This window comes from Citrobacter sp. Cm046, from assembly GCF_030333065.1.
Taxonomy (GTDB): domain Bacteria; phylum Pseudomonadota; class Gammaproteobacteria; order Enterobacterales; family Enterobacteriaceae; genus Citrobacter; species Citrobacter murliniae.
The window spans coordinates 32,519-45,813 of sequence record NZ_JAOWGP010000038.1 but is presented as its reverse complement, the minus strand read 5'-3'; the positions used below and the strand labels follow the sequence as shown (position 1 = coordinate 45,813).

Annotated in this window: 11 protein-coding genes; 5 read left to right on the top strand and 6 right to left on the bottom strand. The window is 49.8% G+C overall.

Annotation, left to right across the window (positions count from 1 at the left end):
• Window positions 1–27: 27 nt before the first annotated feature.
• Complete coding sequence (gene rstB / locus OGX98_RS10900) at window positions 28–1,329, bottom strand: two-component system sensor histidine kinase RstB (protein ID WP_045442610.1); 1,302 nt, start codon at window positions 1,327–1,329, stop codon at window positions 28–30.
• Window positions 1,330–1,510: 181 nt separating this feature from the next.
• Here rstB and OGX98_RS10895 point away from each other — a divergent pair, with 181 nt between their 5' ends.
• Together OGX98_RS10895 and OGX98_RS10890 are read left to right on the top strand one after the other, a co-directional pair.
• Window positions 1,511–2,329: an aminoglycoside phosphotransferase family protein gene (locus OGX98_RS10895; protein WP_286595275.1), complete on the top strand. Its 819-nt coding sequence runs from the start codon at window positions 1,511–1,513 to the stop codon at window positions 2,327–2,329.
• Window positions 2,330–2,461: 132 nt separating this feature from the next.
• On the top strand, window positions 2,462–3,490 hold the full coding sequence (locus OGX98_RS10890; protein WP_286595274.1) for a HoxN/HupN/NixA family nickel/cobalt transporter: 1,029 nt from the start codon (window positions 2,462–2,464) through the stop codon (window positions 3,488–3,490).
• Window positions 3,491–3,560: 70 nt separating this feature from the next.
• On the opposite strand, the gene OGX98_RS10885 is transcribed toward OGX98_RS10890, so the two are convergent.
• On the bottom strand, window positions 3,561–4,907 hold the full coding sequence (locus OGX98_RS10885) for a cation:dicarboxylate symporter family transporter (RefSeq protein ID WP_286595273.1): 1,347 nt from the start codon (window positions 4,905–4,907) through the stop codon (window positions 3,561–3,563).
• A gap of 289 nt (window positions 4,908–5,196) precedes the next feature.
• Window positions 5,197–5,931: a two-component system response regulator RstA gene (gene rstA / locus OGX98_RS10880; protein WP_167493968.1), complete on the bottom strand. Its 735-nt coding sequence runs from the start codon at window positions 5,929–5,931 to the stop codon at window positions 5,197–5,199.
• 126 nt (window positions 5,932–6,057) lie between these two features.
• Between rstA and OGX98_RS10875 the strand changes: the two genes are divergently transcribed.
• Window positions 6,058–6,393 carry a GlpM family protein gene (locus OGX98_RS10875; RefSeq protein ID WP_045442622.1) on the top strand — a complete coding sequence of 112 codons (336 nt, stop codon included), beginning with the start codon at window positions 6,058–6,060 and terminating at the stop codon, window positions 6,391–6,393.
• Here OGX98_RS10875 and folM read toward each other — a convergent pair.
• The 3 genes from folM to ydgH form a co-directional block, all read right to left on the bottom strand.
• Entirely contained in the window at window positions 6,390–7,112 is a 723-nt protein-coding gene (gene folM, locus OGX98_RS10870; protein WP_286595272.1) for a dihydromonapterin reductase, read from the bottom strand. The genes OGX98_RS10875 and folM overlap by 4 nt on opposite strands.
• A gap of 37 nt (window positions 7,113–7,149) precedes the next feature.
• Window positions 7,150–8,532, bottom strand: coding sequence for an amino acid permease (locus tag OGX98_RS10865; RefSeq protein ID WP_045442628.1), 1,383 nt, complete (start codon window positions 8,530–8,532; stop codon window positions 7,150–7,152).
• 255 nt (window positions 8,533–8,787) lie between these two features.
• On the bottom strand, window positions 8,788–9,732 hold the full coding sequence (ydgH, locus tag OGX98_RS10860) for a DUF1471 family protein YdgH (RefSeq protein WP_045442630.1): 945 nt from the start codon (window positions 9,730–9,732) through the stop codon (window positions 8,788–8,790).
• Between the two features lie 525 nt (window positions 9,733–10,257).
• On the opposite strand from ydgH, the gene pntA reads away from it, so the two are divergent.
• Together pntA and pntB are read left to right on the top strand one after the other, a co-directional pair.
• Window positions 10,258–11,787: a Re/Si-specific NAD(P)(+) transhydrogenase subunit alpha gene (gene pntA / locus OGX98_RS10855; RefSeq protein WP_045449599.1), complete on the top strand. Its 1,530-nt coding sequence runs from the start codon at window positions 10,258–10,260 to the stop codon at window positions 11,785–11,787.
• A 10-nt stretch (window positions 11,788–11,797) separates the two neighbouring features.
• Window positions 11,798–13,186 carry a Re/Si-specific NAD(P)(+) transhydrogenase subunit beta gene (gene pntB / locus OGX98_RS10850; RefSeq protein ID WP_048221498.1) on the top strand — a complete coding sequence of 463 codons (1,389 nt, stop codon included), beginning with the start codon at window positions 11,798–11,800 and terminating at the stop codon, window positions 13,184–13,186.
• Window positions 13,187–13,295 lie beyond the last annotated feature (109 nt).

Here is a 13,295-nt window from a genome sequence, read left to right as displayed (position 1 = left end):
TAGCACCTGACCACCGAGCTGTATAGGTCAGGCAGCGGAAAATTCGGGAATGTTATGCCAGACGGGCCAGCTAAAAGTGAATCTGGCTCCGCCCAGCTCGCTTTCGTCACAGACTACAGTACCGCCCATTGCCAGCGCGATGGAGTGCACGATAGCTAAACCCAGCCCGCAGCCACCGGTGGCGCGGTCGCGGCTGGGATCAAGGCGAACAAACGGTTCAAAAATTTGCTCGCGGGCGTTGGGTTCGATACCCGGACCGTCATCTTCGACAACCAGTGTTGCCTGATTTCCGTGCAGCAGCAGGCTGGCTTGTACCGTAGACTGGCAATAGCGCAGGGCATTATTTAGCAAGTTATCCAGTACGCGCTCCATCAGACGCATATCCAGTGCGCCGTAATCACCGGTTATAAGATGACGCAAACGCACCGAACGCTCAGGGGTGACGCTTTGTACATCTTCCAGATGGGTTACCAGCCAAACGGGCAGGTCCGGTACACTGAGCTTTAGCTCATTCTGCGGGCGATCCAGTCTGGCGTAAGTGAGTAATTCTTCAATTAGCGCTTCCAGTTGGCCAATATCGCGGTTCAGAGCCTGAGACTCTTGCTCGGTGAGGTTATCACTCATCTCCAGTCGGTAACGTAATCGCACCAGGGGGGTACGAAGTTCATGGGCAATACCATCGATAAGCTGCTTTTTGCTGGCGATCAGCGCATTGATATTGTCCGCCATCTGATTAAAAGCCACGCCCAGCCGTTCAAAACTGGATCCGCTGTCAAAGTGCAGTCGCTCACTCAGATGTCCTTCTCCAAAACGCTGCGCGGCGGCTTCCAGTCTAAGCATCTCCTGCCAGTGTGGGCGCATCCAGATTAGCACCGGGAAGGCGAGGGAGATGGCAATAAACGCCATTAGCGCGACATCCAGCAAGCGCATTTGATGCAGAAAATAGAGATAGGGAACCGGACCTACGGCCAACACGTAATGGCTGCGGGGAATACGCTGAATAAACGTGTACTGATCGTCGAGTGCAACGATATCGCCTTCGCGCAGCCGCTGCATGGTCGGAGCATCCAGATGGTATTTATTCAGTGGCTCAACGCGGAGATCAAACGAGAGGTTCAAATCCATCTCCTTCAGCGTTTTCCCCCAGTCGCGTGGGGGAATTTCACGTAATTCGCTGCGCATCAGATACAACGAGCTTTTCATCAAATCATCAAGTGACTGTCTGCCAGCGCGCTCTGCGGTAAATTTGTACACCAGCCCGACCAATAAGGTCATGACCAGAAAGCAGACGAACAGCAAGAGGTAAAACTGCACAAACAGCTTCTTCATAAAAATTCACCGGATACTTAACATGGTAGCGATGCGTTTTAGCTATGGAGGCGTTTTTCGGTTCAGAACTGCTCTCCGTTTACCATCACGCGCACTTATCCTGGCAGAGTACAGTTATACTGCTGCAAAAGAAACTCGCTAAACGTTCTTACCCGGCAACCAAAAATGTTGGAAATAACACATGTTCAGTAACTATCTCAGTCGCTGGGGACTTATTCCTGATGGCGTTCCTGTCATAACTCATACGTCGCAGCTTTTACCGGTAATGATGCGTAAAGATCACCAGAAAGCGATTCTAAAACTCACGAATGATGATAGTGAGCGTCGAGGTTGCGAGCTAATGGCCTGGTGGAACGGGCGGGGAGCAGCGAACGTGTTGGCTCATGAGGATGGGGCAATACTCTTAGAGCGGGCGACAGGGGCTGGCTCTTTATCTACCCTGTCGATCACAGGACAGGATGATCAAGCATGTCGCATAATCTGCCACACGGCAAGGCAGCTCCATGTACCGCCAAATGAATCTTTGCCAACGCTAATTCCACTGCATCACTGGTTTCATGATCTTGCGCCTGCTGCACAAATTCATGGCGGTATCATGATGCGTTGCGCAGAGTTGGCAAAATCATTGTTCTCCAGTCCTCGCGAGGTTGTAGTTCTTCACGGTGATTTGCACCACAACAATGTTCTTGATTTTGGTGTTTCAGGATGGCTGGCAATTGATCCCAAAGGATTAATCGGTGAGCGTGGGTTTGATTATGCCAATATTTTCACTAATCCCGATCTTGCGGATACCACAATGTCAGTTGCTATTGAACCTGAAACATTCGTACAACGCGTAGACGTTGTCTCTGAGGTCGCCGAACTTGAACGTGAACGACTCCTGATGTGGATAGCGGCATGGTGCGGACTGTCTTCCGCATGGTTTCTGGAAGAGGGTGATAATGCGGCTATAACCCTGCGGGTGGCTGAGTTAGCCATAGCTGAACTTGAGCATGGCTAGCATCAACTTTGATCTACAGCACTGGTTGGTAATTTTTAAACGTTATCATTAGGCTGGTAAATGTTTTATTAATCAACCAGAGAACAGCGGTTCAGTTGTGTCTTTGATTACAAAATTAATTTGGCGGAAATAGTGAATTTGTTGTTTTCCTTACTTAAAAAACGCCCACACATTATTCTGCTGGTGACTCTTCTGGTCGGTGCAAATGTTGTGGCCTGGCTCTGGGCGTTCACTGCGTTTAGCAATAACACTTCACTACTGGCGCTATGTCTTATCGCATGGTGTTATGGGCTGCGCCACGCTGTTGACGCCGATCACATTGCCGCCATCGACAGTGCGACACGAAAACTTATTCAGCAGAAAAAACGCGCGCTGACCACCGGGGCTTGGTTTTCATTGGGGCATTCCACCATTGTGGTGCTGGCCAGCATTGGTATCGCCCTGACTACCAGTGCATTTAAACAGCATATGCTATGGTTGCAAAATGTCGGGGGAGTTATAGGGACCGCAGTTTCTGCCGCATTTTTGCTTATTCTGGCTACCATCAATCTCATCATTTTTTGTCAGGTATGGAAGGCATTTCGTCACCTGAAAAAGACGGGTATCTATGCTGGTTCCACTGAAGATGTCACCGTTGCTGGTCCGCTGAGCTGGATCTTCCGCCCGGCATTCAGACTGGTGGGCAAAGACTGGCATATGTACTTTGTCGGTTTTTTATTTGGTCTGGGTTTTGATACTGCTACGGAAATTTCGCTGTTAGGTATTTCTGCTTCAAGCGCTTCGAGTGGTATGTCCATCTGGTTAATCCTGATATTTCCTGCGCTCTTTACCTGCGGAATGGCGTTGATTGATTGCCTTGACAGTATATTGATGGTCGAAGCCTATGGCTGGGCGTTTAATAAGCCGCAACGAAAACTCTATTACAATATGACCATCACCGGGACATCAGTAATTGTTGCTGTATTTATCGGTGGGCTGGAAGCTCTGGGTCTGTTGTCAGAGGTATTTTCACTGCAGGGCGGTTTATGGGACACAGTTGGCCGCCTGAGTGAACATATGGGGAATGTTGGGTTCGTTATTATCGGCGTATTTATTACCTGTTGGATTATCTCTGCATTGAATTATCGCTGGAAAAAATACGACGGGTTGACGTTCAGTTGAAATATTAAAGCCTTTCTGTGGACAGAAAGGCTTTTGTCTGCAGAGCAATCAACGGGTTTATTGAGGACGATTAATTCGCATTGACCCGTTGCTGTGCAGGCGACTCCTTATTCAAAATACGGTTTGCCAGTACCCCAGACATCATCGAGCCATTAACGTTTAATGCCGTCCTTGCCATATCGACAATGGGTTCAATGGCAATGAAAATACCCACCAGTGCGACCGGAAAATTGAGTGTTGAAAGGACGATCAGTGCGGCAAATGTGCCACCGCCACCGACACCAGCAACCCCAATCGATCCCAGCGCAATCGCCGGTAGCATGGCAAGGAGAAAGTGAATTGAAAGCGGATCGATGCCCATCGTCGGGGCAATCATTGCTACCATAATCGCGGGGTAGATCCCGGCGCAGCCATTTTGCCCCATACTGGAGCCAAATGAAGCAGCGATATTGGCAATGGTATTTTGAACGCCAAACTTTTCCTGCGCTGTAATAGCCAGCGGAATCGATGCCGCGCTGCTGCGCGAAACAAACGCAAAGGTTAATACCGGCCAGACAGTTTTAAAATAGCGAATGGGATTGTTACCACTCAGTACCAGTACCAGTATCAGTGCGTGAACGATAAACATCATCAGTATCGCGATGTAACAGGCACCAATAAATCCCAGCAGACTGGCAAATTGCTCTAAGCGGTAAGCGGAGAAGACTCCGGCCATTAATGCCATCACGCCATATGGGGTCAGCGCAATAACTATCCGCACCATTTTCATGACCCAAATCTGGATGGCATTGATTCCTGCGCTTAATTTTTCACCTTCTTCTGGCGCGTCCTGTTTGACTTTTAATAATGCTACGCCGGCGAGGAGAGTGAAGATAACAATACCAATAACTGAAACACTTCTGGCCCCCGTAAGGTCGAGAAAAATATTGGTGGGAATTAAAGAAGTGACCAGTTTAGGCAGCGAAATGGCCGCTGTTTTACTCACATCGGCATCCGTCAGCGTAGACTGCATATGACCGAAAGCACTGGCATCCAGACCTAAAACATGCGCCGTCAGTAGCCCAATAAACCCGGCAATCATCACCAGACATAACATGCATCCGACGATAGTTAGCGACATTTTGCCAATGCCAGCACTGTTTTCGAGCTTGTTAATAGCAGAGAGAATGGAGATAAATATCAGAGGGACCGCAACCAGTTTCAGTAAATTTACGTAACCGTTGCCGATGATATTATACCAGTCGATAACCGTTTTACTGCGGTCAGGAGTTATAAGATGAAGGGACAAGCCGATAATGGCACCCAAAAAAATGGCAATGAAAACACTTTTTGACAGGGAATTACTTTTTTGATTGATTCTGAATATTGCCCATGAACAAACCAAAAAAAACGCGATATACGCGAGTGTAACGAACATATTGTAGCCTCTTGCCTCATTCAGCACCTGAAATGCCGGAAAGAGTTTTGATTTCTGAAATAAACCTACAAACCCTAAGGGTTCAGGACCGGGACGGATTATAGGGAGAGAGAATGCCTGGGGCCACACAAAAAGTGTGGTTCTGACTCAGGTGTGGTTCTTATGCTTATCCAGCATACAATTTGTGTGACAGTGTCACTTTGAGGGGCTGTATTAAAGACAATAATATGTCTGAAAGCAGGGGGGAATCCACCAGACCGGTTGAATCAACCAGCCTGGCGAGAACAGTTTATTTGCGCTGTTCGTCATCCCAGGCATGCGGGGCGAACAGGTAACCTTTATTGCGGATGGTTTTGATACGGTACGGTTCCGTGGCGTTATCGAGCAACTTTTTACGCAGCCGGGAAATCGCCACATCCACACTACGGTCAAGTCCGTCATAACTCACGCCGCGCAGATTCTTCAATAACGCATCGCGATCCATAATTTGTCCCGCGTGTGTAGCCAGTTCCCAGAGTAACTCGAAATCAGCGGTCGAGAGGGCGACTTGTTCTCCAGCGAGCAGTACGGAGCGGTTGGTAGGGTCGATAGTTAGTGTGCCAAAGCGCAGTGTGGTATGCGGCGTAATCGTGGCTGCCTGAATTCCTTTTGATTGTGCTGAATGTTCATTCTGACGTAAATGTAGACGCAGGCGAGCCAGTAGCACTGCCGGAGGCGTCGTTTTCAGTATGTAGTCGCAGGCGCCCATTTCAAGCGCAAGAATATGGTTCATGTCGCTGTCCAGCGATGTCAGAAGGACTATTGGACCTTGCCAACGGCTGCGTAAATCGCGGCAGATAGTCATTCCGTCTTTACCCGGAAGCATAATATCTAACAACACCAAATCGGGTTGAACGTGCAGGATCTTCTCTTCGGCCAGATCACCACGAGGCTCAACAATAACCTCAATGTCATGCCGGGCCAGATAGGCGGCAATCAGCGAGCCTACCTCGGGATCATCTTCAACAAATACGATGGTGTTCATATCATTCATTTTGAATATAAAACGCCAACATACACCGCCCCCGTTTTTCCTTCCATTAATCTTTTCTAAACGAGAACGCTTCCGTTATGCTAGAGGCTGATGTTGTCAATGTGTTAAGGCTAAGTGATGGGGCTCGTTATAAAAGCGGCGCTGGGTGCGCTGGTCGTGGTGTTGATTGGTTTGCTGGCTAAAACAAAGAATTACTATATCGCGGGATTAATTCCTTTGTTCCCGACATTTGCGCTGATCGCTCATTATATTGTGGCCAGTGAGCGTGGAATTGAAGCGTTACGTACCACCATTGTGTTCAGCATGTGGTCGATTATTCCCTATTTTGTCTATCTCATTTCGCTTTGGTACTTCACCGGTTTTATGCGCTTACCCGTTGCGCTCGGCGGGGCAGTTGTATGCTGGAGCCTGAGCGCGTGGTTACTGATTTTCTGTTGGATAAAACTGCACTAACGCAGATGGCGACCGCCATCAACGGCAAAGCTACGGCCCGTGACAAAACAGCTGGTTAACAGATAGTCTATTAAATCAATGACCTCTTTTTCACCGGGGGCTGTTTTCATCAGCGATTTGTTCAGCGCCTGTTGGCGATACTCGGCATCATCACCCTCGTTAAACAGGATCAGTGAGGGGGCGATAGCGTTAACTTTTACCTCTGGTGCCAGTTTTCGGGCGAATGAACGGGTCATATTGTCCAGTGCAGCCTTACTGGCTGCATAGGCAATATGCTTGTCGCTGCCACGCTCCACGACGTAATCCGTAAAGTGGATAATGTCGCTGGCTGCGTGTCCGTGACCGCGAAGGCAACCTTCCAGCGCGTGGTTAAGCAGGTAGGGGGTATTGACGTGGATCTGCATCATGCTGGACAACACTTCAGACAGCGGGGTGCCTGGTTTTTCTGCTATCCAGGCGCTGGCGTTATGCACGATAGCGCGTAACCCATTTGTGCGTGTTTTGACCTCGTCTGCAAAAGTCAGTGCACCTGCATCGGTTGAGAAATCAGCCTGGATACACAATGCGCCAGCATCGCGTAGGCCATCAATGGCCGGATAATGCGTTCGATAGCTGACGATTACTGGCTGTTTTTGATTCAGAAAATGCCATGCGATAGCGAGGCCGATGCGACGACCTCCGCCGGTGATAAGAATTGGTAAAGGGGGCTTATTACCCATCGTAATCTCCATTTGCATCAAACGATGGGACTGACGCTTACCCCATCAACATCCAGGTTGCCGGAACGGCGGCTACGAGTAGCAGACCGATCAATGCTATTTCCTGGCGTTTTAATACGTTATCGTGCGTGAGCGTTTTGCGGGCGTAAAGAAAAACAAGTAACCCTGGCGCATACAGCACAACAGACAGCAACAGGTGCATTGGGCCTGACGCATACAATAACCATAAGCCATAAATACATGCACCGATACCGACAGCCTGATGAATCGGACGGGTGGCGATTTTCAGCAGGAATGCGCCGACCAGGAAATAGGGCACCAGAATCATCTCTGAGGCAATAGTCAGCAGCGTATTGTAGTCAGAACCTGTGAGCCAGATCAGAACCAGACAAACCTGTACGCAGATGTTGGTCAGCCACAGGGATGCTGATGGTGCACCCTGCGCATTTTGTCGGGCAAATATACGCGGGAAGGCTTTGTGCGTGGATGCCAGGAAAGGCACTTCTGCAGCCATAATCGTCCAGCTTAAATAAGCACCGCAGACGGAGACAATCAGACCGGCGGCAATGATAATTTCGCCCCACGGTCCCATCATTTTGACCATCAAACCGGCCATCGACGGGTTGCGGATCTCGGCCAGTTCAGGACGGGCAACAACGCCAAGAGATAGCAGGGTAACTAACAGGTAAACACCCAATGCGGCGAGGACCGCCAGCAGCGTAGCGCGACCAACATCGCGTTTATTGCGCGCACGCGCAGAAACCACCACTGCACCTTCCACGCCAATGAACACCCATAGCGTGATGAGCATGGTATTTTTGACCTGCTCCCAGACGGGGACACCAAGCTTCACGCCGGTAAAATCAAGAGTAAAGGTATCGAGCTTAAACAGCATAAATGCCAATACGATAAACAATCCCAGCGGCAGTAATTTCGCCAGCGTAGCAACCAGATTGATGCTGGCTGCCGTTTGTACTCCACGCAGAACCAGAAAATGGACTACCCACAGCAGCACCGATGCCCCAACGATAGATTGCCAGGTATTGCCGTCGCCGAACAGACGCCATTCAGGAGTATCAGTGAAGAAGCTGAGCGCAGAAAAAACGATAACCAGATAGGAAACGTTAGCGATAACGGCGCACAGCCAGTATCCCCACGCAGAGCAGAAGCCAATCAGCTCACCGAAGCCTTCACGCGCATAGGTAAAAATACCGCCATCCAGGTCCGGGCGAATACGCGTCAGAATTAGCATAGCGAAAGCGAGCAGGAGGATCCCCGCACCGGTGATCGCCCAACCAATCAGTAATGCCGCCGGGCTGGCTACTGCCGCCATGTTTTGTGGCAGACTGAAAACACCAGCGCCAAGCATTGAGCTTAAAACCAGCGCTGTCAGTGCGCTCAGACCCAATTTCTTTTCCATTTGTATCCAGTTACAAAAACGAGAGTGAGAGAATAATTATTTTGGCAAACCGCATAAAAATGGTGAAAGCCACTAAGGCGCGGGATTTTACGGAGAGAAGAGAGCGCATGCAATGGGGTTAGAGAGATTTGTGACTGATAGTGTGAAAAGTCGACTTAATCGTGATGTTTGAGTCTGGCCTGATGGCATTCTGGCTGTGAATAATCTGGCCTACAGAGCTGTAGGCCAGATAAGACATTTATAACGTCATCGACATTATTTATACAGATCGGCGCTGATGGTCATGTTGTTACCACGTTCCTGCCACTGGCGGGTAATGTGGTAGTACTTAGCACCTTTCTTCGCGGCACGTTTAGCGACCTGATACGACACTTCAGTCATATTGCCGTAGTTACCGGTGAACTTGATGCTGTCGAATGGCACCATCATTGCGGCGGTTGCTTTGTTCAATTCTTCGACTTTGGTTCCATCCGGCAGAGTGACAGTGTAACGTCCGCCTTTGGTTGACTGGGTTTCGAAGAAGCGGCCCACTTCAGCACTCGGAGAAGCGGTTGTTGCTACGCCTGGGATCTCAACTTTCTTCGCTGCCTCGCCACCTGCAGCTAACGCTGCACGACCAGCATCAGAATCCGCAGGGATTGCATCAGGGCTTTGGACAATACGTTTTTTAGCATCGGCTTTATAGATAAACGCAGTAATACGCTGGTTGCCGCCCTGGTTGGCATCGACCTGACGAACGATATAGAAAGAGTAAGCCCCTTTTTCTTTCGCCGCTTTGGTGATGGCGTCGTTTACTTCAGGTTGGCTGCGGTAGAAACCCTGTACCGTAACGGTATCAAAAGGTTCCAACAGAACGGCCTGATCTTTCGGTAATTCTATAACGCCATTGATCACGCGATTTTTGGAGACTTCCGCTTTTTCCGCGTCAGCTTTATAGACGTCGGCTACAACGCGCCAGTTACCACCACTGCCAAAATCTGAGGTATCAACAACGTAAAAGGAGGCTGCACCGTCTTTATCTGCACGGCGGGACACGGCGGTAACCGCATCGCCAATAGCATTAAAACGGCCGGTAACCACAATGCGGTCATAGGGTTTCAGGGCAGCCGCTTGCTCCGGCGTCAATTCTGTCGCTGCATTTACAGAAAAAGCAGTCGCAGAAAGGAGTGCGGACGCCAGGAGAGTGTTCTTAAGCTTCATAAAAATAATCCTTCGCCTTGCGCAAACCAGGTACTGGTATTGTTATTGACTAGAAACGTGGCTGATTATTGCATTTAAATTGTGTCAGTGTCTGCGTCATTTTTCACTCATCGTGCCACGCAAAGTAACAACGGCGATAACATTTTGTGATATGTCCAAAAATTCGACGTTTGAGCGCTAAAACTAATGAAGCAGTTGAATTTCATAAGTTAATTTAATGTTAATCAATTGTTTTATGGTGGCGCTTAATCATGTTTTGCCGCTTCGCTTGAGCGAATTATCGGCCTTTGTGGGCTATTTCAAGGGCATTATCCCTGTCTGAGGGGAAATTCATCCCTGTTTTGCGAATTTCATAATAAATACTGTTTTTTGGCGCTAGATCACAAGCGCTAATTTCAGTAGGTTATACAGAGTTTGTTACTGTTTTATTTTGTTGAGGTAACGCTTACCTCTTACGTGAGTGCGCAGATGCCTCTTGCGAACATTGATAAACCATCATCAAAAATACAGATGGAAGGGAACATTATGCGAATTGGCATACCAAGAGAACGGTTAACCAATGAAACCCGTGTTGCAGCAACGCCGAAGACGGTTGAGCAGTTACTGAAGCTGGGTTTTAGCGTCGCGGTTGAAAGCGGCGCGGGTCAACTGGCTAGTTTTGACGACAAGGCGTTTGTGCAAGCGGGCGCAGAAATTGTTGACGGGGATGCTGTCTGGCAGTCAGAGATTATCCTGAAGGTCAATGCACCGGAAGAATTCGAAATTCCGTTGCTGAATCCGGGAACTACGCTGGTCAGCTTTCTGTGGCCTGCACAAAATCCTGAGTTATTGCAAAAGCTCGCTGAGCGGAATGTAACGGTAATGGCAATGGACTCCGTGCCGCGAATTTCGCGCGCGCAGTCGCTTGATGCCCTAAGTTCAATGGCTAATATTGCCGGATATCGCGCCATTGTTGAAGCTGCGCATGAATTCGGTCGGTTCTTTACCGGGCAAATCACCGCTGCAGGTAAGGTTCCTCCTGCGAAGGTGATGGTTATCGGTGCCGGTGTTGCAGGTCTTGCAGCCATTGGTGCGGCAAATAGCCTGGGGGCGATTGTTCGCGCTTTTGATACACGTCCGGAAGTTAAAGAACAAGTTCAGAGTATGGGCGCTGAGTTCCTCGAACTGGATTTCAAAGAGGAAGCAGGCAGCGGCGATGGTTATGCCAAAGTAATGTCCGAAGCGTTTATTAAAGCCGAGATGGAGCTGTTTGCCGCTCAGGCGAAAGACGTTGACATTATCGTAACAACCGCGCTGATCCCGGGCAAACCGGCACCGAAACTGATCACCCGTGAAATGGTTGACTCCATGAAAGCGGGCAGCGTTATTGTCGATCTGGCCGCGCAAAACGGCGGTAACTGTGAGTACACCGTTGCCAATCAGGTGACCACTACCGAGAACGGTGTGAAGGTCATTGGTTATACCGATCTTCCGGGCCGTTTACCAACCCAGTCCTCCCAGTTGTACGGTACTAACCTCGTTAACCTGCTTAAACTGCTATGCAAAGAGAAAGACGGCAATATCACCGTTGATTTCGATGATGTGGTCGTGCGTGGTGTGACGGTAGTTCGCGAGGGTGAAATAACATGGCCTGCACCGCCAATCCAGGTTTCCGCTCAGCCGCAGGCTGCGCCAAAAGCAGCGCCTGCACCAGTAGAAGAGAAGAAACCGGTATCGCCGTGGCGTAAGTATGCATTGATGGCACTGGTAGTTATTCTGTTTGGCTGGCTTGCCGATGTGGCGCCAAAAGAGTTCCTGGGGCACTTTACGGTGTTTGCGCTTTCCTGCGTGGTTGGTTACTACGTGGTGTGGAATGTGTCGCATGCGCTGCATACACCGCTGATGTCTGTGACTAACGCCATTTCAGGGATCATCGTTGTGGGCGCATTATTGCAAATTGGCCAGGGTGGCTGGGTGAGTTTCCTGAGCTTTATCGCGGTGCTTATTGCCAGCATTAATATTTTCGGTGGCTTCACCGTGACTCAGCGCATGCTGAAAATGTTCCGGAAAAACTAAGGGGTAACACATGTCTGGAGGATTAGTTACAGCTGCATACATTGTTGCCGCGATCCTGTTTATTTTCAGCCTGGCGGGACTTTCAAAACACGAAACATCCCAACAGGGGAATAACTTTGGTATCGCCGGGATGGCGATTGCGTTGATTGCGACGATTTTTGGCCCGGATACCGGCAACGTTGCATGGATCCTGGTGGCGATGATCATCGGCGGCGCGATTGGTATTCGTCTGGCGAAGAAAGTTGAGATGACCGAGATGCCGGAGCTGGTTGCGATTCTGCACAGCTTCGTAGGCCTGGCAGCGGTGCTGGTAGGCTTTAACAGCTACCTGTATCACGATACCGGTCTGGAACCGATTCTGGTGAATATTCACCTGACCGAAGTGTTCCTTGGCATCTTCATCGGTGCGGTGACCTTCACAGGTTCCATCGTGGCATTTGGCAAACTGCGCGGCAAGATCTCTTCTAAGCCGCTGATGCTGCCGAACCGTCATAAACTGAACCTTGCAGCGCTGGTTGTTTCGTTCCTGCTGTTGGTGGTATTTGTTCGTACCGAAAGCGTAGGGCTGCAGGTTCTGGCTCTGCTGGTGATGACCATTATTGCGCTGGCTTTCGGCTGGCATCTGGTGGCGTCTATCGGTGGGGCAGATATGCCGGTTGTGGTTTCAATGCTGAACTCCTATTCAGGATGGGCGGCAGCGGCAGCAGGCTTTATGTTAAGCAACGACCTGTTGATTGTAACCGGCGCGCTGGTTGGTTCTTCGGGTGCGATCCTGTCTTACATTATGTGTAAGGCGATGAACCGCTCGTTCATCAGTGTTATTGCCGGTGGTTTTGGTACCGATGGCTCTTCCGCTGGTGATGCCGAGGAAGCAGGCGAACATCGTGAAATTAATGCGGAAGACACGGCGGAAATGCTGAAAAACTCGCATTCGGTGATCATTACCCCAGGCTACGGTATGGCAGTGGCTCAGGCTCAATATCCGGTCGCTGAAATCACCGAGAAACTGCGTGCGCGCGGCATTAAGGTGCGTTTTGGTATTCACCCGGTAGCGGGTCGCCTGCCTGGTCATATGAACGTTCTGTTGGCGGAAGCCAAAGTGCCGTATGACATCGTGCTGGAAATGGATGAGATCAATGATGATTTCGCCGATACCGATACCGTGCTGGTTATCGGTGCGAACGACACGGTGAACCCGGCGGCGCAGGACGATCCGCGCAGTCCAATTGCCGGTATGCCGGTGCTGGAAGTGTGGAAAGCGCAAAACGTTATCGTGTTCAAACGTTCAATGAATACCGGTTATGCTGGTGTGCAGAACCCGCTGTTCTTTAAAGATAACACCCATATGCTGTTTGGTGATGCCAAAGCCAGCGTGGACGCTATTCTGAAAGCGCTGTAATACATTAGCAAAAAATACGACGGCCTCTTCGGAGGCCGTTTTTGTATAAAGATCCCGTGCATTGGGTATGCCATTCTTCCGATGCCTGATCCGATGCGAAAAAACACTC